The 24,709-nt window shown below is 31.1% G+C and carries 24 protein-coding genes; 1 reads left to right on the top strand and 23 read right to left on the bottom strand.

Going from position 1 to position 24,709, the window contains the following annotated elements:
- Nucleotides 1–16: 16 nt before the first annotated feature.
- The 8 genes from KEC93_RS10500 to KEC93_RS26480 form a co-directional block, all read right to left on the bottom strand.
- The gene (locus KEC93_RS10500) at nucleotides 17–2,611 is read right to left on the bottom strand and encodes an ABC transporter permease (protein WP_077869636.1); all 2,595 of its coding nucleotides are present in this window, start codon (nucleotides 2,609–2,611) and stop codon (nucleotides 17–19) included.
- Nucleotides 2,608–3,291 carry an ABC transporter ATP-binding protein gene (locus KEC93_RS10495; protein ID WP_065416982.1) on the bottom strand — a complete coding sequence of 228 codons (684 nt, stop codon included), beginning with the start codon at nucleotides 3,289–3,291 and terminating at the stop codon, nucleotides 2,608–2,610. Before KEC93_RS10495 ends, KEC93_RS10500 begins: the two co-directional genes overlap by 4 nt.
- A 134-nt stretch (nucleotides 3,292–3,425) precedes the next feature.
- Nucleotides 3,426–4,427 (bottom strand): sensor histidine kinase, encoded by a 1,002-nt coding sequence (locus tag KEC93_RS10490; protein WP_077869635.1) that lies wholly within the window; start codon nucleotides 4,425–4,427, stop codon nucleotides 3,426–3,428.
- Nucleotide 4,428: 1 nt separating this feature from the next.
- On the bottom strand, nucleotides 4,429–5,106 hold the full coding sequence (locus KEC93_RS10485; RefSeq protein WP_077869634.1) for a response regulator transcription factor: 678 nt from the start codon (nucleotides 5,104–5,106) through the stop codon (nucleotides 4,429–4,431).
- A 113-nt stretch (nucleotides 5,107–5,219) separates the two neighbouring features.
- On the bottom strand, nucleotides 5,220–5,468 hold the full coding sequence (locus KEC93_RS10480) for a hypothetical protein (protein WP_211969882.1): 249 nt from the start codon (nucleotides 5,466–5,468) through the stop codon (nucleotides 5,220–5,222).
- A 482-nt stretch (nucleotides 5,469–5,950) separates the two neighbouring features.
- Entirely contained in the window at nucleotides 5,951–6,793 is an 843-nt protein-coding gene (locus KEC93_RS10475; RefSeq protein WP_077869632.1) for a nitroreductase family protein, read from the bottom strand.
- Between the two features lie 63 nt (nucleotides 6,794–6,856).
- Nucleotides 6,857–7,036: a hypothetical protein gene (locus KEC93_RS10470; RefSeq protein ID WP_023973766.1), complete on the bottom strand. Its 180-nt coding sequence runs from the start codon at nucleotides 7,034–7,036 to the stop codon at nucleotides 6,857–6,859.
- Nucleotides 7,037–7,207: 171 nt separating this feature from the next.
- Nucleotides 7,208–7,366 carry a hypothetical protein gene (locus tag KEC93_RS26480; protein ID WP_241394817.1) on the bottom strand — a complete coding sequence of 53 codons (159 nt, stop codon included), beginning with the start codon at nucleotides 7,364–7,366 and terminating at the stop codon, nucleotides 7,208–7,210.
- Between KEC93_RS26480 and KEC93_RS26890 the strand changes: the two genes are divergently transcribed.
- On the top strand, nucleotides 7,299–7,817 hold the full coding sequence (locus KEC93_RS26890) for a TetR/AcrR family transcriptional regulator (RefSeq protein ID WP_420022548.1): 519 nt from the start codon (nucleotides 7,299–7,301) through the stop codon (nucleotides 7,815–7,817). The two genes, KEC93_RS26480 and KEC93_RS26890, sit on opposite strands and share 68 nt — an antisense overlap.
- 188 nt (nucleotides 7,818–8,005) lie before the next feature.
- Here KEC93_RS26890 and KEC93_RS10460 read toward each other — a convergent pair whose 3' ends face one another.
- The 15 genes from KEC93_RS10460 to KEC93_RS10390 all read right to left on the bottom strand — a co-directional run bounded on the left by KEC93_RS10460 (nucleotide 8,006) and on the right by KEC93_RS10390 (nucleotide 24,545).
- Entirely contained in the window at nucleotides 8,006–9,226 is a 1,221-nt protein-coding gene (locus KEC93_RS10460) for an IS256 family transposase (RefSeq protein ID WP_023975033.1), read from the bottom strand.
- Nucleotides 9,227–9,510: 284 nt separating this feature from the next.
- Complete coding sequence (locus KEC93_RS10455; RefSeq protein WP_077869631.1) at nucleotides 9,511–9,702, bottom strand: YwbE family protein; 192 nt, start codon at nucleotides 9,700–9,702, stop codon at nucleotides 9,511–9,513.
- A 106-nt stretch (nucleotides 9,703–9,808) separates the two neighbouring features.
- Nucleotides 9,809–10,588: a class I SAM-dependent methyltransferase gene (locus KEC93_RS10450; RefSeq protein WP_077869630.1), complete on the bottom strand. Its 780-nt coding sequence runs from the start codon at nucleotides 10,586–10,588 to the stop codon at nucleotides 9,809–9,811.
- 1,144 nt (nucleotides 10,589–11,732) lie between these two features.
- Nucleotides 11,733–12,626, bottom strand: a complete 894-nt coding sequence (locus tag KEC93_RS10445) for an AraC family transcriptional regulator (protein ID WP_077869637.1) — start codon at nucleotides 12,624–12,626, stop codon at nucleotides 11,733–11,735.
- A 142-nt stretch (nucleotides 12,627–12,768) separates the two neighbouring features.
- Nucleotides 12,769–12,969, bottom strand: a complete 201-nt coding sequence (locus tag KEC93_RS10440; RefSeq protein WP_139357408.1) for a hypothetical protein — start codon at nucleotides 12,967–12,969, stop codon at nucleotides 12,769–12,771.
- A 5-nt stretch (nucleotides 12,970–12,974) separates the two neighbouring features.
- Complete coding sequence (locus tag KEC93_RS10435) at nucleotides 12,975–13,244, bottom strand: hypothetical protein (protein ID WP_077869629.1); 270 nt, start codon at nucleotides 13,242–13,244, stop codon at nucleotides 12,975–12,977.
- Between the two features lie 602 nt (nucleotides 13,245–13,846).
- Nucleotides 13,847–15,241, bottom strand: a complete 1,395-nt coding sequence (locus KEC93_RS10430; protein WP_017212766.1) for a GntP family permease — start codon at nucleotides 15,239–15,241, stop codon at nucleotides 13,847–13,849.
- A 188-nt stretch (nucleotides 15,242–15,429) separates the two neighbouring features.
- Nucleotides 15,430–16,986, bottom strand: a complete 1,557-nt coding sequence (locus KEC93_RS10425) for an acyl CoA:acetate/3-ketoacid CoA transferase (protein WP_077869627.1) — start codon at nucleotides 16,984–16,986, stop codon at nucleotides 15,430–15,432.
- A 433-nt stretch (nucleotides 16,987–17,419) separates the two neighbouring features.
- The gene (locus KEC93_RS10420; protein WP_023975724.1) at nucleotides 17,420–19,126 is read right to left on the bottom strand and encodes a sigma-54-dependent Fis family transcriptional regulator; all 1,707 of its coding nucleotides are present in this window, start codon (nucleotides 19,124–19,126) and stop codon (nucleotides 17,420–17,422) included.
- Between the two features lie 318 nt (nucleotides 19,127–19,444).
- Nucleotides 19,445–19,870, bottom strand: a complete 426-nt coding sequence (locus tag KEC93_RS10415; RefSeq protein ID WP_017212763.1) for a MaoC family dehydratase — start codon at nucleotides 19,868–19,870, stop codon at nucleotides 19,445–19,447.
- Between the two features lie 72 nt (nucleotides 19,871–19,942).
- On the bottom strand, nucleotides 19,943–20,950 hold the full coding sequence (locus KEC93_RS10410) for an electron transfer flavoprotein subunit alpha/FixB family protein (RefSeq protein WP_012058265.1): 1,008 nt from the start codon (nucleotides 20,948–20,950) through the stop codon (nucleotides 19,943–19,945).
- A 22-nt stretch (nucleotides 20,951–20,972) separates the two neighbouring features.
- Complete coding sequence (locus KEC93_RS10405) at nucleotides 20,973–21,752, bottom strand: electron transfer flavoprotein subunit beta/FixA family protein (RefSeq protein ID WP_011967673.1); 780 nt, start codon at nucleotides 21,750–21,752, stop codon at nucleotides 20,973–20,975.
- Between the two features lie 13 nt (nucleotides 21,753–21,765).
- On the bottom strand, nucleotides 21,766–22,905 hold the full coding sequence (locus KEC93_RS10400; RefSeq protein WP_111944718.1) for an acyl-CoA dehydrogenase: 1,140 nt from the start codon (nucleotides 22,903–22,905) through the stop codon (nucleotides 21,766–21,768).
- A gap of 74 nt (nucleotides 22,906–22,979) precedes the next feature.
- The gene (locus tag KEC93_RS10395) at nucleotides 22,980–23,765 is read right to left on the bottom strand and encodes a short-chain-enoyl-CoA hydratase (RefSeq protein WP_111944717.1); all 786 of its coding nucleotides are present in this window, start codon (nucleotides 23,763–23,765) and stop codon (nucleotides 22,980–22,982) included.
- A gap of 420 nt (nucleotides 23,766–24,185) precedes the next feature.
- On the bottom strand, nucleotides 24,186–24,545 hold the full coding sequence (locus KEC93_RS10390; protein ID WP_077869915.1) for a hypothetical protein: 360 nt from the start codon (nucleotides 24,543–24,545) through the stop codon (nucleotides 24,186–24,188).
- Nucleotides 24,546–24,709: the final 164 nt, after the last annotated feature.

Genomic DNA, 24,709 nt, shown 5'->3' with positions numbered 1-24,709 from the left:
AATAATTCTATTGATACTATTCACTCTTGAGTGCATCTATAATATTCTCCCTTTTTACTCTTGAGCTAGAATAAAGCATTGCTACACCCACAATTATAAATACAGAAACTACAGCTGATAAAATGCTTACCCATGGAAGAATAAAATTAAAATTAAATTTTCCCATGATTATTCTATGAATTAAATACATTATTCCAATGCTTACTGGAAGTCCATATGCAAGTGATTTAATGCCATAAAATATACTTTCATAGTTTATCATTTTATTGAAGCTTTTTGGTGTCATTCCAACAGATTTTAACATGGCAAACTCTCTCTTCCTAAGAGCAACACTAGTGGATATTGTGTTAAGTATATTTGCAACGCAGATAGCTATAATTAGTGCAACAAATCCATATCCAAAAACTGACATAAGTACAATGATCTGATTTTCTCTTTGTCTATTCATAAATACATTTTGAATAGACATTCTATTGTCCCCTCCAGCATTTATAATAGTTTCAATATCTGTCTGAAGTGTTACAGGATCATTACTCTTTATAAATAAGTTTGTATCAATGCTTTCAACTATATTCCCACGAACACCTATTATTTTATCAAATACTTCTCTAGATACTATAATGTTAAATTCTGGATTTGCCTCTAGAGAAAAAACTCCTGTCGGTAATTTATCTGTAGTAGCTGCTATTTCTACTGATGTTAGCGGCTCATCTTTTTCTGGTTCAAAGCTATGATAAAGTAAATCTAGCTTTTCTCCCTTATTTACTTTTACGGCCTTTGTTTGAACATATTTTTCAGTCTGCATATCTTTATATTTAACTGTATCAATAACTATTGCAGAAATTTTATTTGTATCTTTTAATAAGTTAAAATCTACTCCAACTTCTTTTGCATATATTTTAAGAGCTTCGTTATCTAATGCGTTTACATTAACACTATAAGGATATGCTCCATTTTTCATTATACTCTTGTCGTCACCTTTCAAGTAGTCTGCCATGGAGTTTTCATTAATCCATACCCTTGCATCAAAAGTATTTACTTGGTTAAGCTCTTTTATGTTATCAAGAGCGCTTATTTTTTTAACTGTATTGTTTTTTTCCTCTGCATTTTTACCTGTGATTAATACATTTATATCATAATTTATTCCATCTTGACTTAAAATAACAGATTTCTTTAAATCAGAAGTAACAGAGTTTACACTCAAAAACAATACCATACTGATAGTCAAAGAAAATACTGTTGCCTTATATCTACCTTTATTTCTTTTTAAATTCTTAAGTCCTATATTTCCCTCAATACCAAACACTTTTTCTGTAAACCTTGAAGTTTTTATCTCTTTACCTGTTAATTTTATATCCGAGGTTTGACGAATAGCATCGATAGCAGATATACTTGAAGCTCTTTTTGCAGGAATATATGTTGATATTAGTATAGTAAGAGCAGAAACTACAATGGCAGCAATAACAATTAATGGCGATACAACTACCCTAAAGTTTTCAGTAATTCCCAAAACACCCCTAATAATAGAGTTTACACATAGGAACGTAAGGCTCATACCTAAAAATCCGCAAATAATTCCAATTGGAATACCTATTACTCCTATAACTGCTCCTTCAAAAAACACTGAATCTCTCTTTTGTCTTTTAGTAGCTCCTACACTTGATAGCATTCCTAAATACCTTGAACGTTCTGATACAGAAATAGCAAAAGCATTATATATGAGCGAAATAGATCCAACCATTATTATAATAATCATTATAGCGGATAGACCAAGAATCATATTATGCATTGAATCATCCTTAACAACTCCATGATATCTAAGTAAGCTATTATTAAACTCTACTGTTTTTATTTTATTTTGTTCTGCTATATCTTTTGCATAATCAAATAGTCCTCTGTTAATACTTTTTAATATTACAAACGCATTTTCTTTTTCCTGCGAAGTAACATTATTTTCATCTATATAACCAAGTACTGTAAAACCTGGAGCCCATGTGGGCTCAAACTTAGGACGCTTTATCATACCTACAATTTTATAAGTTTTTGTATTTTCCTTTGTTAAAGTTTCTCCAAGAGTATCTTTATTCTTTTGAAAATAATCGTTCTGTGTCAAAACTCTATTGTCGGAATATCTCTTTCCAATATCAGCAGTTAGAGTATCTCCTATTTTGTAGTTAACTTTAGCATTGTTTATAATGTCCTCTGAAATTACAACTTCATTTGTAGCTTCTGGGAACCTTCCCTTACTTAATTCAACTGGAAACTTCCTAAAACCTTCTTTGTTGTACTCCTGTATAAATAAGTAAGGTTTACTAACATTTTTACTTCCATTTAACAATGCATATCCTAAATCCCTACTCAAAATAACATTCTTCGTATTTTTATCACTTTTTATTGATTGGAGTTGAACGTTATCAATATCTTTATAGACAACGTGCCACTCCCCTTCATTGGCTATACTTTGTCTTTGCATTACATCCATAAAAGAAACTACGAGAGTAGCCACACCAGTTACCATTGCCGCTGAGATAATTACACCTATTATAGTTACAATTGTTCTCTTTTTATTTAATTTTAAATGCCTTAAAGTCAATTTATTTATTATATTCACGAGCGAACCACCTCATCCTTTTTAATTTCACCATCTTCTATTGCTATGATTCTGTCAGCTTGTAATGCAATACGCTCATCATGAGTAATTATTATAAGGGTTTGGTTAAAAGTTTTGTTAAACATTTTTAATAAATCAACTATTTCACTACTATTCTTACTATCTAGATTTCCAGTTGGCTCATCAGCAAGCATTATAGCTGGATTACTTATAAGAGCTCTTCCTATAGACACTCTTTGTTGTTGTCCACCAGAAAGTTGGTTAGGCAAATGATTGAGCCTTTTCTCTAAGTTAAGTATTTTTATTATCTCATCAAACTGCTTCTTATCTACTTTGTGTCCATCAAGCAGTAGTGGGAGAGTAATATTTTCTTCTACATTGAGTACTGGAATAAGATTATAAAATTGATATATAAGTCCGATTTGTCTGCGCCTAAAGATAGCCAGCTGTGTTTCATCTAAATTATAAATATCAGTATTATCTACTAAAACCTTACCACTAGTCGGTCTATCTACGCCTCCAAGCATATGAAGCAAAGTTGATTTTCCTGAACCTGATGGTCCAATAATTGCGACAAATTCTCCTTTTTCTACTGAAAAGGATACATCATTAAGTGCCTTTACCGCAGTATCCCCACTGCCATATACCTTAGATAAGTGTTCTATTCTTAGTATTTCCATCTTAAAACCTCCAAGTTTTTTATCATGGTTTTAGTATATATAGTTCAGATGACTTTACAGTGACTTTATTATTACAATTTAGTCACTTATGAATTTTTAAGCCTTAAATTTTGTTTGATATAAATATCTATCCTTTATACCGTTATCTTATAAAATTTTATAATAAAACATGTCCCCTCATTTTTCCTGCTGCTTACATTTATATCTCCATTTTGACTTATAACAATGGTTTTAGCCATAGCAAGACCTATTCCCACGCTATCTTCACCTGCATTTTTGCCCTTATAAAATCGCTTGAAAATATATGGTAAATCTTCTTTTTCTATTCCACTTCCGTTATCTAAAATCTTTATTTCTGTAAACAAAGGATTTTCATCAAAGAAGATAGATATTCTTCCATCTTCTCCAGTATGCTCTATGCAATTTTTTATTATGTTGATTAAAGCCTCTGTAGTCCAGTATAAATCTCCAATAAAGCTTACATTACTACCGCCTTCTATCACTAGTGTTTGATTCTTAATTTCTATAGGAATCAAAAGAGGCTCAGTTGATTTTCTAATTAGTTCTGATACAGCTACTCTATCCTTTTTAAAGCTCACCGTTCCAGCATCTATTTTAGATAGCTTTAGTAAAGAAGTTAACAGCCACTGCATACGATCAAGCTGCATTTCAATATTATTAGTAAATTCAATTCTTTTTTCCGCCTCTAGGTCATTATTGCTTAATAAGTCTGACATAACCCTCATAGATGTAAGCGGTGTCTTCAGCTGATGGGATATATCCGATATGGCATCAGCAAGCTGCATTTTCTCTTTTTTAAGAAGTTCCCCTTGCTTTGAAAGCATAAGAGTCACCTTATAAATCTCATTTTTAAGAATGCTTAGTTCTCCCTCTTCGTTATCTCTAATATCCAGTGAATACTCTCCATTGCAAATACGCCTCAAATAACCAGAGAGTTTCTCAAGCTCTCCATATTCTCTTTTAATAAACCAAAAACTACTAACAAACAAGATAACAAAAGCTATAAAAGAAATTATTCCTGCTAGAAAATTCAAGAAAAAAATACAGGCTACTGCTATAGTAGATACTATAAAAGCAATAATAAAGTACACTCTAACCTCTCTATTTCTTATCATTTTAATCACCAACCTTATATCCCAAACCCCTGACTGTCTTTATAATTGTAGGCTTTTGTGGATCATCTTCCAGCTTTTCTCTTATCCTTTTTATGTAAACCGTTAGCGTATTATCATTTACGAAATCTCCTGCTACATCCCATATTCCCTCTAAGATTTGATTCCTTGATAAAACCTGCCCCGGATTATTTGCAAAGATTAGCAATAGACGATACTCAAGCGCTGTTAAGGTAATTTCTGCATCATTTTTATATACCTTTGCATCAAGAGTATTAATACGAACATTATTTAATTCTAATATTGCTTTTGAACTGCTGTCCTTACCATATCTGCGTATTACAGACCTTATGCGAGAAATAAGTTCTCTGATACGAAAAGGCTTTGTTATATAATCATCTGCACCAATATCAAGTCCCATTACTACATTAACTTCATCATCGCAAGCAGTTAAAAATATGACAGGTGTATCATCTTTTTCTCTAACTATCTTACATAGTTCATATCCACTTCCATCAGGCAGGGATAAGTCAAATAAGCATAGATTAAATTTATTATCTTCTATAACACCCTTAGCTGAGGAAATATCATAACAAACCATTGTATCAAACCCCTCCTGCTTCAAGGAATATTCTAGTCCAGATGCAATAATTTTATCGTCTTCAACTAGTAAAATCTTCAAGTTATATCACCTCTCTTATAGATTTAACATTATTATAACAGCCTATACGATTTTTAAGTGACTAAATTGTAATAAAACAAAAATTGCAATTATTCTAGTCTCCTAAAAAGTAACTAAAACAACTGCAATTTAATAATTTTAATTTTTTTATATAGTAGTATCTTTTTTCCATCACTGCAAAATAAAAAAGATATTAATTTTTTTACAGTTCCACAATCTAAAGTTAAAGCCTCAATGATATATATTGCATTTAATATGACCCCCCCTTTAGATATTACAAATTCTTCTGCACCATGCTTTACAGTAGTTACACAATCTTTTCCGTAACCACCTTCGTTAATAGAATTTAACACAAAACTCACTCTATATCATTAATAACATACACTATTGAAATATTTCTATTTATTAATCGCTAAAAAGTACACACCACAGCTAACTCTAAATCTTAAAACCTTCTGCCAGAGTTTATCAAAGAAACACTGAAAGCTACTGAAATCAGTGGCTTTGCATTGTATCAAAATCCTAGTCCTTATTTGGTGAAAATGAAGCGTACCTCCCCATGCTCTATTCTCCAAGTTTAATAACTTTCTCATTCACATCTAGTTCTTTAGAATATTCTTGTTTTGCTACGTCATGTATCCCCGTTGCTTTATTTCCTAACAATTGCTTATGGCATTTCAGAAGCATTTCTTTATTGATATAGTGGTATAATTATGTAAATTTTTCTTTTGGATTTTGTCTTGCAATTTCTGCTATCTTAAGTAATTTTGTTTCCATCAATTCATCTACTAATGTGAGTAGTTAATGTTTCCTTAGTTAAGACAAATATATGTAATCTCCTTCCCTATTTTCTAACCCAAGAAATAATATATTTTTTATTATCCTGAGAAGAAAGCTTAAGTTTCTCCCAATGTCCCTCTAACCCTAATTCTGCTGAAGTTAACTCAAAATGGCACATAGCTATGCCAATATCTACTTTGTGCATATCATTATAACTATCACTTTTTGAGTCTTTACTTTGTTCTAAATAGAAATCGTATGAATTAGAACTTTTAATTATTCTCCAAGGTTGCTTGTTTGCTGCTGAAGGTGCAAGCCTTACCATTTGAAGGGGAATAAAATACTCTAAGCTTTCCAGCTCCTTTAAAGGTGTATTGAAATCTACATCAAAGAATAGTTTAGACCAGGCTTTTCTATTTTTAGAACCTGCCATAAACCTAACGAAAGTATCCATGCCTCTTCTTGATTCACTAGGATACCCTACAGGTATAACTATTGGAAGGATTTCATTATCTTTAAGCTCCATAACCTCTGCAAATTGACCTTTATTAAAGGTACCCCCTAGCCAACATGTACCCAAATTTAAATCAGTTGCATACAGCACTGCTCTTTCCAATGAATATCCTAAATCAACTAATGCATTATCTGATTTTGAAATTGATGAAACTATGAAGGTAGAAGTTCCTTTTATAATACCATAGGTTCCAAGCTTTAAATCTGAATCTTTAGAGTTTATCAGCTTAACTCGTATATTTATGCCAAAAGGTGCTTTAACCTGATTTATAATATCTATTATGCTATCGCCTATTGTTTTATCCAAAGGCACTCCATTATATGACCTCATCGATGTTCTTGCTTTTATAACTTCTATAATTGACTTCTTGAAAATCGGATTATCTAAATTCATATTTCAACACTCCCAACCTTTTTATTTTATACTAAATCCTCATTTGAATTGCTGGGTTGTGTTCTAAGAATGTAACTTTAACTTAGATATTAATCCTTTAGTTATGAATTTAACTGCACCAGCCTGACAATATGTTTCATTAAGATATGATTGCGATTTATGAAACTCTCGACAGGCTTTACAATTACCATGATTTTTACAGCTTTTATTTATGCATTTACAGTTTGGATTTATAGTTGACATATTTCCCCCCCTAGAAATAAATATTTATTTCAAACAATTATTATAGCTACACATATTGCAAAACCAACTCGTGTTGCTTATAATGATTATAAAATTAGCTTATACATTTTTCAACCAACAAAATTGATAAAGTGTTGCTTACATAAAACTAAATCTGCAATATGAGTTTAACTAAAATTCTTTTAAATGAGGTAATGATATTTCAGTAAATATAAATAATCCTAGAGTAAAAAGAACCCATGATCTTATTATCAACGCTTTTATTTCACTAGTTACTAAAAAAGGCTTTGACTCCATTACAGTTAAGGATATTACTACCGCAGCCACCATAAACCGTGCAACCTTCTATGCACATTTTACAGATAAATATGCACTACTTGACACCGTCATAGTAGAGAAATTCTCTGAGATCTTTTCCCATAAACTACTAGGCGAGATGCGCCTAAATGAGAATACTATACGTAGCCTCATTCTTTGCGTTTGTGAGTACTTTGAAATGGTAAAAAGCATCTGCAAGTGCGGTTTTGCCTCTATTTTACCTTTAATAGGAGACAAAATATCTTGTGAGCTATATTCCATAATCTATGAGATGCTAGTAAAAGACCATGAATTAGCTGAAAATGAACAAATACGAGCCCAATTAGTTGCAACAATGATGAGCACTTCCATTTATAATGTAACTTACAAATGGGAAGTTCAGAATAGACCACTCCCTCAAGAAGTTCTAATTTCTGAGATTATTGGGTTTGTTTTTACCGGTATGGATACTTTAAAAAAATGAAAAACACTATATCCAATAGTGCTTTTCATTTTTTAAGAGTCTGTCAAGACTTTCGTGTAAACTTCAAAAAGTAATATGTTTATTTTATAAGGTTGGAGGTAGAATAAAACTCCCAACCTTAATTTTGTAGTTATTCAATATTATTACATTATATATGTATAGATTGAGTGAGTTAAGTTCTTATATTTTTAAAACAAAACTTCGTCTAAACGACCTTCGAAGAAGATTGATAATTGAGCTAAAATTTGAGCCCACCCCTTAATTCCTTGCGTCCATTTCTTTGTTATATCAATAGTTGCAAGATAAAGTATCTTTAGCAATGACTCATCGTTAGGGAAAATTGATTTACTTTTAGTAACTTTCCTAAGTTGGCGGTTATAACTCTCCATTGCATTTGTTGTATATATTATTTTTCTTATTTCAGGTGGGTATTTGAAAAATGTTGAGAGTTCATCCCAATTGTTTCTCCAACTTTTTATTGCTATTAGATATTTGTCTCCCCATTTTTCTTCTAGATTATCTAATTCTGCTAACGCGACGTCTTCTGTAGGTGCTTTATATACTAACTTCAAATCAGCATTAAAGGCTTTTAAATCCTTATAAGATAAATATTTACTAGAATTTCTTATTTGATGAATAATACATCTTTGTATTTCAGTATTAGGAAATACTGCTTTAATAGCTTCTTTAAAACCGTTGAGACCATCAACACATGCTATTAGAATATCATTTATACCACGGTTTTTAAGTTCATTTAAAACTAATAACCAGTATTTTGATGATTCAGAAGCACCGATCCAAATACCCAATACATCTTTCTTACCTTCAAGGTTAACTCCGATAACAGCATACGCTGCTTTCGACACAATAGTATTATCTTTTCTTACTTTAAAATGGATTGCATCCATAAATATTATTGGATAAATTGATTCTAATGGCCTGCTTTGCCACTCTTTAAGCATTGGAATAACTTTATCTGTTATATTAGAAATAAGAGTTGGTGATGCATCCATTCCATAAATATCATTAATTTGAGTTGCTATATCTCTTGTGGTCATTCCTTTTGCATACATTCCAATTACAGCACTTTCTAGGTGTGATACATCAGTTTGATGTTTTTTCACTATCACCGGCTCAAATGAGCCTTCGCGGTCTCTTGGAACATCTAAATCAAATAGTCCTAAATTTGATTTCATAGTCTTTGTACTTTTTCCATTTCTACTATTTGAAGTGTTTTTATTTTCATAATCATGTTTAGCATATCCTAAGTGACTTTCCATCTCCGATTCCAGCATCTGCTGAAGCAACCCTCCAAATAAATCCTTTAATGTATTTTGTATATCTTCAGCCGTTTTTATATCAGAGTTATTCAAAATTAATTTTACTAATTCATCTCTAGATAAAGACATAGCCTGTGCTCCCTTCATTTGATAATTTATTATATCATCCTAATGAAGTTTACACAGACTATTTTACACTCTCTTTTTTAAGTTATATATATATATTCGCTTAAACTGCTCATTATAGACATAATTAGTATTTCGATTAAATAGTTTATCATTATTATACTACAAAACTTTATAAATTCACCTATATTTTTCCTCTAGGTTTTTTATATTAAATATCAAAAGGTTAGAAGTAATTTTCACTTCTAACCTTTATACATACTATTAAATAATTTCCCAAGTAACTGTTACTTTATCTCTTTCACCCTGCCCACAATACCGCTCTCAAGCATCACTTTTATGCCACGATAATGCTCTGGTGAATTAGTAAGTATCTTCTTAACTATTCCTTCTGTCAATTTTCCTGTACGTTGATCCTGCTTTTGAACAACTAAAACCGTTGATCCTATTTTAATATTACTTCTCTTTGTTCCGTTCATCTCAATTTCCTCTCATCTATGATTAATATTTATCCCATTGTACACTAAACTAATTATTATTTAAACCTTTCATATAAAACTTCTTACCTTAGCACATCTAAATTTTTTATATATTTTTTTCAATTACTCCATAAATAATTGAACCGCTTTTTTTGCCACCATAATATTTTTCTATTCCTAGCTTTTCAAAATCATTAGAGCCTTGTCTTTCTTTAATAACAACTCTTTTTGAACATACTCTAAGTGCTTCCATTAAAATATTTTTTGTTAACCCTTTGTGATCTGCAAAATCCCTAAAGGAATTTATTGATGTTGACTTTCTATTTGGTTCTTTAAACATAGGATCAAAATATACTACATCAAAACTATTATCTTTTTGCTTTAAAATATAATCTTCATATGATTCATTAACAACCTTTATATTCTCTATAGTTTTACCATTAATATTATTATAGTTTTCTAATCCGCATTTACTTAAATAGGCTATATACTTATTAATTTCCGTCCCTACTACATATCCCTTTTCTCCAACAACTGCTGAAAAGACAAGAGAATCACCTGCAAGACCTAATGTACAATCCAATATACTATTTCCTTCTTCTAATTTTGTTGCCTCTATTATAGCTTCCTTATTTCCTTGTCTTATTGATTTAACCTTAAGTTCTGACATATTAGGATGCCAAAACAGTGCACTATCTTCTCCCTTTATAACAATCTTATCTCTTTCAACTACTAATAAATAGTCAAAACCATCTTTCAAAATTGTTTCTTTGATACTAAAATCACCTCTTTTTATATATGATATGTTTAAATCTTTAGATACACCTTTTGCTTTATAATTTAAGCTCTCATCTGCATCTCTTGTAGTAGTAACTGCAATCTTCATTTTTCCCTCTCTGTCTTTCTTCATATATGTTGCAAAAATAATTGTGAATTTATAATTACAAAATATATTGTTATTCTTTTGTTCTAACAAACATTATACTATATTTCAGTTGAAATATGAGTTTTCTTTATAAATACTGAAATGCAATATGACATTGTACACAAATAACTCATAGTATTCTATAGAGTTATCGCAGTAAATAATTAAAAATATTATTTTTCTTAATTTTGACATAGAAGTTAAAAGTAAAGAAAAAGTCCTCACATATTGCTAGAAAATAGTCCTCATCCACTTCCATAAGTTACAATTTTATTTTGTGTATACTATAACTAAAATTACACATATTAATATTATAAGGAACATAACAGTTGAGCAAAGATTTATATATGCTCTTGAGTTAGGGTGTATATAGGTCGAACAAAGATTATATAATGGTCATAATATTATGGCTGTTATATTAGTCGGCGATAAGATTTTATATGATGAGGAAAAGTTTTATTATAGTTGATTTATATTTATTATAATGGTACTCCAACTTATTATTTAAGGTCGAGTTAACATTATTCAATGTGTTGAATTGATTTTATATAGCCGTGAGGTTATATTGAGTTGAGTAAATATGTTGTTTGGTGGAGCAAAACATGATTATTAGGTTGTGATTTGTTGTATTATTAGTCGAAAGATTTTTATATGATAATAAGCTATCTTTTATTGTGCTAGTTAAGATTGTTATGCTCTTTTAAAAAACAATATTCAGTTCGATAACCATACTGAATATTGTTTTTTTTACTTTCTTAATATTGTTATTTATATCAGATATCAAGTCATTCTTAAACTCACTACTATTACCCCAGAGGTCCTAATTTAAAATTCCAATTTTTTATCCTAAATTAAAAAATCTTAACAAGTTATAAAAAATAATATTTATAGGGGCTGATAGGTGTGTGGGGCTTACAAGTTATAACATATTACCAGACTGTATATTTAATATTTTTATATTCATTTCTCACCTTAAATTCCACAAGATACATTTCCTTGAGTAACGGTAATTTTCTTGACATCTGCTGTATAAAGAAATACCACAAAATTCATTTCTTAATAATGTGATATTTCTACTTCTTCTTTATTTTTTTACTTGTCTATACTAGCACTTTTTTATAACCGGTATCCATATTTCGCTTTTAAAAGTTAGTGAAGTTACATCTTTATTCTCATTCCATAAGATCTCTGGCCCTTGTTTTTGTTCGTAGTTTGAAGATGGAAACCATTCATAATAGATGCGTCCCCAAATATTTTGCAATGTATCTGGAAATGGTCCTACAGCTTCAAATACTGCCCATGTTGAAGCAGGAACTTCAAGTTTTGATAAGTTATCTGGACACTCTTTGGTAGTCGCTGCACCTATATAATGGTCAAGCTCTCCTTTTTCTTCCATTCGTCCTTCTGAAAAATTTAAAGATGCACTTATTAGTCCCCTTGGTTCTGTATTAGATAATTCTTTCAATTCATTGATATTTTCAACAGTTAAGCTTTGCCACATCTTAGCAATTTCAGGATTTACTCCATTAAAAATTATAGGTACTCTTTTCTTAATACCAATTATATTAAATGCTTCTTTCTCTTCAATTCTATAGTTCATTTCATTTCCTCCTTCAATTGATAAACGAAAAGTCATTCTTGGATATGATTTTAATGATTTTCCATTATATCGAGCTTCCGATGGCGTTATCCCGTGCAAATTTTGAAATGCTCTTGTAAATGAATCTGCTGACTGGTATCCATACTTAACGGCCAAGTCAATTATTCTTATATTGCTATTATTAAGTTCAAAAGCTGCTAAGGTAAAACGTCTCCTACGAATGTACTCAGACATTGAAACTCCTGCAAGAAAAGAAAACATTCTTTGAAAATGATATTCTGAACAAAATGCTAACCTTGCTACTTTTTTAAAATCAATTTCACCATCAAGATTTTCTTCAATATAATTTAATGCTTCATTCATTTTTTTATCGAATCCATTTCGTAACCTTCCTTTCATCAATAGAATATCAGAAATCATATTTATCCATCCGACTATTCCTGCAGAATTATGTAGGGTTAATTTATCACAAAATTTTCTGGACCTCTGAGGTGTTGGTCAGGAATTTATAACTGACCTCCTGCAGGTTCTCCATGAGGATTTATCTATCTTCATCCAAATCAGCACCTTTAATTACACCTTTTGCATATCTTATTAATACATCTATTGTTTTTTCTAATCTTTTACTTGTAATAGCATTTAGACTTATAGCCAACGCTTTAATTGTATTTTTGTATCCATATTCATCCTCTAATTCTTCTATTGAATCATACACCTTGCTAACATCCTTTAACTCTGGCATAAACTTCAATTTAAAGAGTTTATATTTTTTTCTTTTGGATATGCTTTTAAAATATCAGAATAACCAATATTATTTATAATATTTAATTCTTTCTTTAAATTACTGATACTATCACTTTTATCAGCCCAAAACATTTCAGAAAATAAATCCAGATTTTCTTCTCCATTTTTTTTAATGTATCTTTGTATAGATTCTAAATCTTTATAATTTTGACTTAATTCAGCGTTAATATATGTCTCTAGATTATATTCTTCTAGAATCTCATTCTTATTCATATTTTTTCAAACTCTGCTTTTGACATATAGTTCTACATTTAAAGTTTTTGCTATTTCATTATCCTAATTTGCTCTTGTAAATAAAATTTTTCATTTTTATACACCTACGTTGGAGATATATGATTTTTTACCCCATGTACTTAATGTAGAGATGACTTTTTTCTCACACTATATACTAATAGAATAATAAAACACTCCTATATAAATTTGACAAGAACAAAATCGCAGGCAACTTTGGTTAAGTTCCGTATTGTGCTCCGCACTCTTTTCATAGGTGTAGATTTTTTTACGCATCTGCCTTTTTGAATAAATGTGAGAAAAATTTGACAGGCGAATATATTTTCCTTTTTATTCTCTTTACAAATCATAACTTTCTTAATCTGTCTTTTCCATAACTTATCCACATATTTAATTTGAATATAAATTCCTAGAGAATAAAAAAGAGTAGATTTCACACTACTCTTTAGAACTATTTATTATTAAGCCTCTACTCTTATGCTTGTTATTGTAACACCCTCACTTATAATTGTCTCTTTATATTGATCTTATGAAAACTTAAAAATACGGTTTACAATATTCGTAATCCTCTCTGCTTTCAATTTTTATACAAAGTGTAAGAAACTTTGAAGGAATATCATTATGAAACATGTCCCTGTTTTTAATACAGTTATAAAGAAAATGTCTCTGTATGCTTGCTTATGAGTTAACCCTGTAATTGCTAAAAGTGTAATAACAGCTCCATTGTGAGGTAATGTATCCATACCGCCTGAAGCCATTGAAGCTACACGGTGAAGTAATTCAGGACTTGTACCTGTAGCTGCTGCCCATGCCATATATTTTTCACCGAACATGTCAAGAACTATACTCATACCGCCTGATGCTGAACCAGTTGTCCCTGAAAGAACATTTACAGCAACTGCTTCAGAAAGAAGCGGGCTACCATTAGAATTAATTCCTATTAAAGCATTAGCTATAGATTTAAATGCTGGAAGTGATTTGATAACATTACCAAAACCAACTTCTGAAGATGTGTTAAGTATAGCTAAGAATGAACCGATCGCACCTAAGTTGATAGCTTTAGGTATAGTAACTTTCATAGTTTTTGGATTTGATAAACATGCAAGTATACTACCAACAAGAAGCCCGATAATAAGTGCCCAGTTATTCATTGTTCCTGTAATTCCGCCTTCAGCCATGTTATATGGTGCTTGAGTTGCCCAAGATGCGATATTCCAATTTGGGAAAACTACTTTTTGAAGAACCAAAGTAACTATAAGCACAGATACCAACGGTAATAGTGACATACCAAAGCTTGGCAAAGCTTCATTTTCATCAAATTCAGGCTCGTTTTTATGCCCTGTACCATATCCTTCTCCCTTTGCCTGAGCTGTACGTTTACGCCACTCTATATAAGCCAAACCTCCACATAAAATGATAATTGTTGCTATGATACCAACAACTGGAGCCGCATAAAGGTCTGTGTTATAAAACTTCATTGGTATTGAGTTTTGTATTTGTGGTGTTCCCGGAAAAGCATCCATAGTAAATGTGAACGCTCCTAATGCAATAGTTACTGGAAGAAGTCTCTTTGGTATATCTGCTTCTTTGAAAACAGAAGCTGCAAATGGATATACAGCAAAAGCAACAACGAAAAGACTTATACCACCGTAAGTAAGAATTGCACAAGATAAAACAACTGCTAAAACTGCTCTCTCCTTACCTAATTTGTTTACTATTGCTTTAGCAATAGCTTTTGCTGCGCCGGATTCCTCCATTGCTTTACCGAATATAGCTCCCAATAAGAAGAATGGGAAATAAACTTTTAGATAGTTTGCTAAATTAGGTAAGAATATTTCTGTGTAACTTGGTAAAATAGACATTCCAGATAATAAAACAGCTACTAGTGCACACACTGGAGCCATAACTACAACTGAGAAGCCCTTATACGCTAAAAAAATTAGTAGTCCTAATGCTAAGAAAATTCCTAAAACCGCCATATTATAATACCTCCATATATATTTTTTCTTTATTTCTATATGTTCATATAGGGTTCCTCATGGATGATTAAATTTATATTGTGAATATATTCACTAACTAGAACTCAATGATATTCTTTTGTTTAATTCTCATTGCAGAACCCTATAACTAATTTCATCTATCAGTCCATAACATACTAACTTAATATTTAAATTTTTAATCCCATCGGTTCTGCTTTGAATATACTTTCATCCATAAGTTTTAAATCTGGTGATATTATTGGTTTAAATTCCATGTGAGCCAATACATCCTTCTCCAAATCTACTCCTGGTGCTATCTCTATTAGAACTAAGCCATGTTTAGATAATCTAAATACTGCTCTTTCTGTAACATAAAGTACAGGCTGTCCAATATTTGATGCGTATTCACCACTGAAAGTAATTTGTTCAACTTTATTTACGAACTTATCAACCTTACCTTCACTTAGTATTGTTAACTTACCTTCATCTATTTTTAGTTTTAGTCCCCCTGTTGTAAATGTGCCGCAGTATATAACTTTTTTAGAATTTTGAGTTATGTTTATAAATCCACCACAACCTGCAATCTTAGGACCAAATTTACTAACATTTATGTTACCCACCTTATCACATTGTGCCAATCCCAAGAAAGCTACATCAAGGCCACCGCCATCATAAAAATCAAACTGAGTAGCCTGGTCCATTATACATAATGGATTAGTTGTAGCTCCAAAGTTTAAGCCACCTGCAGGTACTCCGCCTATTCCTCCTGGCTCTACAGTTAGAGTCATTTTATCTCCAATACCTTCTTCACTAGCAACTATAGCTATTCCTTCCGGCATACCAATTCCTAGATTTGTTGCAGCATCAGGTACAAGCTCCATAGCACATCTTCTTGCTATTACTTTTCTTTCATTAATCTCTAATGGTTCTATTGAATCCACTGGTACTCTAGCATCTCCGGAATATGCTGGGTTAAATGCTTCACCAAAAGTTTGCATGTTATTTTCAGGAGACCCAACAACTACTGCATCAACATATATTCCTGGAATTTTTACTTTTCTTGGATCAAGTGAGCCTTTAGCAACTATCTTTTCAACCTGAAGAATTACTATTCCACCGGAATTTTTAGCTGCTTGAGCCATTGCAGTTGCATCAAGTGTTAGTGCTTCCTTTTCCATTGTCGCATATCCATCCTCATCTGCGTATGTAGCTTTTAAAATGGTAACATTTATAGGAAAAGTTTTATAAAGTAAATATTCCTTATCATCTATGTTGATTAAACTTACGATGTTTTCTGTTGTAAGTTTATTAAGCCTTGCACCTTCTATTCTAGGATCTACAAAGGTTTTCAATCCAACATGAGTTAATGTCCCTGGTTTTCCAGCAGCAATATCTCTGTACATCTGTGATATTGTTCCCTGCGGTAAATTGTATGCTTCTACCTTATTTTCCATAGCCAGTTTTTGAAGCTTTGGCGTTAAATTCCAATGTCCACCTATTATTCTTTTAAGCAGCCCTTCATAACCAAGATGATTTAACCCCTTATCCTTCCCGTCACCTTGACCTGCTGCATATATTAATGTCAAATCTCTAGGTAACTGTTTACTCAAGAATGATTTTTCGATTTCTGCTGTAATTTCTTCTGGATGAGCACAGCCAACAAATCCACCTACTGCAATAGTATCTCCATTTTTTATTAAAGCGACAGCTTGCTCTTTTGACATAACTTTAGATTTAGATTTCATTCATAATCCCTCCTTGTACCTTTTTATAGAGCAATTAGGATGCCAAGTTTCTTTCCAAAAGTCGAAAACCTTTTCCAAATCTACTAAACTCTTTAAATATTATTTTTTTAAACTGTTTACTATTAATTCTATTTACCTTTTTAAATAAAATAAATCAGAAAAATATGTGTTTTTTTTGTACACTTTTAAAGATTCTCCCCCATAAGATTAATATTATATAATCTTTGTTAATGTTTATTTCCTTTACATGTATTTTTTTTATACATATTTTTTTATGAATTAATAAAAGCTTATAAATAGGCTATTCTCAAAATTTATACCAATGTTTAAACTAATATTATGTACCCTATCTTATTGAATACTAATTACATAAGCATTCAATAAAATAGGGTAAAAAACAATTAAGTAGGAACTTTTTAAAACTCCTACTTAATTATACTTTTAAATTAAATTCTTCTATTTTCTTATATAACCCCGCCCTACTTATTCCTAATATTTGAGCTGTTTTATTTTTATTCCAATTATTTCTATTTAAACATTCTAGAATAACTTCCTTTTCAACCTCTTCAACTATGGTTTTCAAGTATTCATTTTTATCACTATATCTTTTGTATTTAGCGCTTGTAAATCTTTTAGACAAATGTTCTGTTTTTATCATTATATTAGAATCCAACAAATTAATTGCTCTTTCAATAACATTTTCAAGTTCTCTAATGTTACCCGGCCAATCATAGTTGCCTAAACACTCTATAGCATCTTTAGATATCCCCTCTACATATACATCTAATCTTTTTGCTATTTTAATTCTCAATGCATTTGCCAATGCAGGAATATCTTCCTTCCGCTCTCTTAAAGGAGGTGAAACAATTTTCACAACATTTAGCCTGTAATACAGATCCTCTCTAAACTCCCCCTTTTTAACAAGCTCCTCAAGATTTTTATTTGTCGCAGTAATTATTCTAACATCAACGCTTTTTACTCCGCTGCCTCCGATGCTCTCAATCTCCCTTTCCTGAATTACCCTCAAAATTTTAGCCTGCATGTTTATATTCATGTCACCTATCTCATCTAAAAATATTGACCCACCATTTGCTAGTTCAAACTTTCCTTTTTTTCCACCTTTTTTGGCTCCAGTAAAAGCTCCTTCTTCATAACCAAATAATTCTGATTCTAATAATTCTGCTGGAATAGAGGCACAGTTTATCTTTATAAATGGAGCTAAGTATCTTTTACTGCTATTATGAATAGAATGGGCAATCATTTCTTTGCCTGTACCACTTTCACCGTTTATTAAAACATTTGAATTTGTATTTGCAACTTTTCCTATTAAATCTTTTACTTTTCTTATTTTATTAGAATGTCCAATAATATTTTCTACAGAATACTTCGCCGTTTTATTTTCAGCAATTTTGCTTTTGTAAAATTCAACCTCTTTTTCTAAGTCGAGCAACTTTTTACTTAGAGCATGAAAATCGCTAATATCTTTAAATACTACTTTACCTACAGCACTTATAACCTTTCCATCTTTTTTTATAGGCACACGCATAGCAATCATCTTATTACCTTTTATTTCCTGAATACCACCTATATCTGCAATCCCTGTTTTTAAGACCTTCCCCATCTTTGTATTTTCTATTATATCCTCTACTTTTTTTCCTATAGGATTATCGCAACCTAAAAATTCTTTATAATCATCACTGATACTGGTAATTATACCTTTTTCATTTATTACCACAAACCATTCATTAAAAGCATCCATTACAGTAAGTAGCGCATCAATATAATCCTTATCTAGGTTTATCTTATTCTGCATTTTTTTTTGATCTGTAATATCAGTAAATATTTCTATTGAACCTTCTACTCTTTCATCTTTAATTATAGGAATTCTATTTGAAATAATTTCTTTTCCATTGATAAAAACCATCTGAGATAATTCAGCTTTTCCTGCTTTTGTGATTTTTGGTATTTGTATTTCAGGTAACACCTCACCTATATATTTACCAAGACTTCTCTCTGAACTAATTCCAAACATGTCTTCTGCCTTTTTATTTATAACTAATATAATTCCTTTTTTATCAATCACTATTAAAGCTTCATTTACATTTTGAATTATTAGTTCAAAACATTCTTCTAAAAACATAAATACCTCCCTATTTAATTATATTTTGTAATAATTCATTTCATTAACAGCAATTAAACAGTCATAAATCTCTCTTTATTGATTTATAATAATAATTTTTTATACGTTTTCAAAGAAATTTTCAACTAGTGTTTATTTGTGTTTTTAAAAGAAATGAAAATCCAAATATATCTTATATTTGAATATTATTATACTACACTTAAGAAAAATTATAAAGAATCGTCAAATTTTGATATATATACAATAACAAAAGTCTTTTAGCAAACTAATGCAAAAGACTTTTGTTATTATATTCTATTTATTCAGTTCTTTAATCATTTATGCTGTTTTTTTAGGTGGCATAACCATTGCTTCGCCGTCAATAACTACTTTTCCGTCCTGATTAGTACATACTGTCTTGAACTTTACTCTATTTCTATCTTCAATCACTTCTATAGCCTCTATTTCTGCTGTTATTGTATCTCCAAAGTGAACTGGTGCAGTAAATTTAAGGTTTTGTGATAAATAAATTGTACCTGGTCCTGGAAGCTGCATACCAAAACATGTCGAAATAAGACCTGATACTAATATACCATGTGCAATTCTCCCTTTAAATATTGTTTCTTTTGCTGTAACTTGATTTGTATGTGCTGGATTTAAATCTCCAGTAATTCCAGCAAATAAATATACATCTGATTCACCAATAGTCTTTACGACTGAAGTTTTGTCTCCTACTTTTATCTTATCAATACTTAATCCTTGCATTATTTTAACCTCCTATTATTTTAATCTATACATTCTAACTACGGATTAAATCATTTTAATTAATAAATTATATTATTCAGCGCTCTTTATTTCTTTAACTTGAGCTATTAATTCTGGTACTACTTTAGTAAGATCACCAACTATTGCATAGTCAGCAATTTTCATTATTGGAGCTGAATCATCTTTATTTACAGCAATGATTAAATCTGAATCTTGCATACCAGCAACGTGTTGGATAGCTCCAGAAATACCACAAGCTATATATATTTGAGGTCTAACAGTCTTACCAGTTTGACCTACTTGATATGCTCCATCAATCCATCCTTTTTCTACAGCTGCTCTTGATCCAGCCACAGTTCCGCCTAGAGCTTCTGCTAATTCTTTAAGTAATTGGAAGTTTTCTTTGTTTCCAACTCCTCTACCACCTGATACAATGAAATCTGCTTCAGCTATATCAACGATATCTTTCTTAGCTTTTATAGTTTCTAAAACTTTAGTTCTTACATCGCTATCTTCTAATTTAACATCAACTTTTTCAATTTTACATTTAGATGGATCAGTTGTAATCTTTGCAAATACTCCTGGTCTTACTGTTGCCATTTGTGGTCTATGTTCTGGACAAGCAATTGTAGCCATTAGGTTACCACCAAATGCTGGTCTTGTAGCTAAAAGATCGCCATTTGTAACATCAACGTCAATTGATGTACAGTCTGCTGTTAATCCTGTTGATAATCTAGCAGCTATTCTTGGACCTAAATCTCTTCCGATGAAAGTAGCTCCTACGAATAATATTCCTGGTTTTCTTTCATTTGCTAAATCACAAATAACTTTTGTGTAAGCATCAGTTGTATAGTGTTCTAAGTTTTTATCATCAGCAACTAAAACTTCATCTGCACCGTGCTCTGCTAAAGTTTTTGCTAATCCTTCTATGTTGCTACCTAATAATAAAGCTGTAAGATTTACTCCTAATTCATCAGCAATTCTTCTACCTTCACCAAGTAGTTCTAAAGATACTTTTTGTAATTCGCCTTCTCTTTGTTCAGCAAAGACCCAAACGCCTTTGTAATCTGCTATATTCATAATAAATTACCCTCCTATTATCTTAGATGTAGTGTTTTTCTTTTAATTTTCCTACAACATAGTATGCTGCATTTTTAGGTGCTTCTCTTACGATTTCTCCTGCACCTTTAACTTCCTTAGTCATTGACTTCTTAACCTTTGTAGGTGAGCCTTTAAGCCCTAATTCAGCTACATCTACATCTATATCAGCTGCGCTCATAACTTTGATTTCATCATCTGAAGTTTCGAATATATCTACAACATTCATATATCTAGTTTCATTTAATTCTTCGATTGCAGTTAATAGACATGGAGTTTTAACTTCTACTACTTGATGTCCATCTTCTAGTGCTCTATTTACTATTAATGTATTTCCTTCAACTTTAACGTCTTGAACGTAAGTTACTTGAGGAATGTTTAAATGTTCTGCTATTTCTGGTCCTACTTGTGCAGTATCTCCATCAATTGCTTGTCTTCCAGCAAATACCAAATCATAATCTAATTTAGCTATTACTCCTGCAAGTGCCTTTGAAGTAGCTAAAGTATCTGCTCCTCCAAGTGCTCTATCTGTTAATAGGACAGCTTCATCAGCTCCCATACATAATGCTTCTCTTAATACTGCTTTAGCCATTGGAAGTCCCATACTTATTACAGTAACTTTTCCTCCAACTTTTTCTTTTAATTGTAATGCACCTTCTAAAGCGTGTTTATCCTCTGGATTCATTATTGATGGAACACCATCTCTTATTAATGTACCAGTTTTAGGATCAATTTTTACTGCTGTAGTATCTGGAACTTGTTTTACACAAACTACTATATTCATTCTAAAAGTCCTCCTATCTTAAAATGCTTCCTGCGATAACCATCTTTTGAACTTCTGAAGTTCCTTCGTAGATTTCGCATATTTTAGCATCTCTCATCATTCTTTCTACTGGGTATTCTTTAGTGTAACCATATCCACCAAAGATTTGAACTGCTTTAGTTGTAACTTCCATTGCAACATCTGCAGCAAATAATTTAGCTCTTGCAGCATCCACTGAGTAAGGCTCACCAGCTTGCTTCTTTGTTGCAGCTAGGTATACTAAGTATTTAGCAGCTTGGATTTTAACATCCATTTCAGCTATATACCATTGTAATCCTTGGAATGCTGATAATGGTTTATTAAACTGTTTTCTTTCTTTCATATAGTTAACAGCTTCTTCAAAAGCTCCTTCTGCAATACCTAAAGCTTGAGCAGCTATACCAATTCTTCCTCCATCAAGAGTTTTCATTGCTATACCAAATCCCTTACCTTCTTTGCTAAGTAGGTTTTCTTTTGGTACTATGCAGTTTTCCATAACTAACTCAGTAGTTGAAGATGCTCTGATCCCCATCTTGTTTTCTAATTTTCCTATTGAGAATCCTGGGAATGACTTTTCTACTATGAATGCAGAAATTCCTTTTGTTCCTTGACTCTTATCTGTCATAGCAAATATTATGAAAGTTTCAGCAACTCCACCATTTGTTATGAAGATTTTTGAACCATTTAATACATAATGGTCTCCTTCTAATACAGCAGTTGTTTGTTGTCCTGCAGCATCTGTACCAGCGCCTGGTTCTGTTAATCCGAAAGCACCGATTTTCTTACCACTACAAAGATCTGGCAAATATTTTGCTCTTTGTTCGTTAGTTCCATTTTCATTAATTACTGATGCACATAATGATGTATGCGCTGAAAGAATAACTCCTGTAGTACCACAAACTTTTGATAATTCTTCCACAGCTATTATATATGAAAGAACATCTCCGCCTGCTCCACCAAATTCTTTTGAAAATGGGATACCCATCATTTTAATCTTAGCCATTTTTTCAACGTTTTCCATAGGGAATCTTTCTGTTTCGTCGATTTCAGCAGCTATTGGCTTAACTTCATTTACTGCGAATTCTCTAACCATTTGTTGTACTAATTGTTGTTCTCTAGTTAACTTAAAATTCATTAAATTACCCTCCTTGTTAATTAAACCTATTTGATACAAACTATATAAAAATCTCTAATAGATTTTTAACTAAATTATTTATTTTGAAAATTCTTTTCTGCTCTTCTTTCTAAGAACGCAGTCATTCCTTCTGTTTGATCTTCTGTTGCAAAGCACTTTCCAAAGTCTTCTGCTTCTATTAATATAGCTGCATCTATATCAACTTGTATTCCTCTGTCTATAGCATCTTTACAATATGCAACTGCTTTTGGAGCATTAGCTGCAATCTTGTTAGCCATTGCTTTTGCTTCATCCATTAAACTTTCTAATTCAACTACTTTATTAACTAAGCCTATTCTATAAGCTTCTTCTGCATTTATAAGATCACAAGTATATATTAATTCTTTAGCCTTTCCTGGTCCTACAATTCTAGCTAATCTTTGAGTTCCACCAAATCCTGGAGTAATTCCAAGACCCGCTTCTGGTTGCCCAAATTTAGCTTTTACTGAAGCTATTCTTATGTCACAAGACATAGCAAGTTCACATCCACCACCAAGAGCAAATCCTGATATAGCTGCAATAACTGGCTTATCCAATTTTTCTAATCTTCTGAAAACATTGTTTCCTAAAATTCCAAATTTTTTACCTTGTTCTTCATTAAGATCTTTCATTTCTGAAATATCCGCCCCAGCAACAAAAGATTTTTCACCAGCACCAGTAACAATAACTGTATACATATTGCTGTCTTTTTCTAAATCTTCTAAAACAGCGTCTAAATCCTTTAATGTTTCTGAATTTAATGCATTTAGTGCTTTGGGTCTATTGATTGTAACAATAGCTAAATGTCCTTCTTTTTCAAGAATCACATTTTTTAGTTCCATTTTAATGACCTCCTTCAAATTTGGTTATTTATTTTTTAAATTTAATTTTTAAGTATCTACCACCTTATCTATTAATGAAAACATATTTCACTATGCATATGGGAATACGAAATTGTTTACAAAAGTTTTTAAAAAAGATATCCTATCCTTAAATAGCAAATAGCATTGCACTAAAGATTGTGGAAAAATTAAGTTATATATATTAGTTCACTTACTACTCCCGTTAATTTTATTATTAGCAATAAGCATGCCAATCATATTTTTTTCCATGAAACCTTATATATTGTGGTTTCCGTAATCAATTCCTAAATATATCAATTGGATTTATGTCTATATTTTGTACACCTTTAATTATATTTCTTAGAATGACTTCTTCTAGATTGAGTTTCCTAATTTTTGAAGAGTTAATTTCCTACTTTCTTAACGAGATTTAGTATACAACTCATTTTTCTTTATTTTTAATTCTTGTTCATATATCTTAATATCACGATTTGAATCCGAATATTCATTTAAAAACCTCATAATTCTACTGTTTTCATCTAACTTTAACAGCATACATATTGTATAAAAATATGCTATTGAAATAAATGCGCCAATCAACCTATTATTTCTAAATATAAAGAGAATGAGAATGATTGGTACTACATAAAGCAAGTTGCTTAATCTTAGTGCATACTTAAGTATTTTTGCTAAAAATATTTTATTCTTTAATTTTTTAATTTGCTGCTTATACTGTTTATTTTCTTCAACGTGTCTCAATAAGTGTTCCGTTTTATCCATAAATTCCCTCCTTGATAAATTTATTTATTTTCAAGTGTTACTTTTATTATTAGCAATAAGCATGCCAATCACTTCTTTTTTATGAAACCTTATATATTGCTGTTGTCGCAATTAAGTCCCTTAATATATCAATTGGATTTATGTCTATTTTTTTTACATGTCTT

This window comes from Clostridium beijerinckii (genome assembly GCF_018223745.1).
In the GTDB taxonomy this organism is placed as follows: domain Bacteria; phylum Bacillota; class Clostridia; order Clostridiales; family Clostridiaceae; genus Clostridium; species Clostridium beijerinckii.
This window is presented reverse-complemented; position numbering and strand designations above follow the sequence as displayed.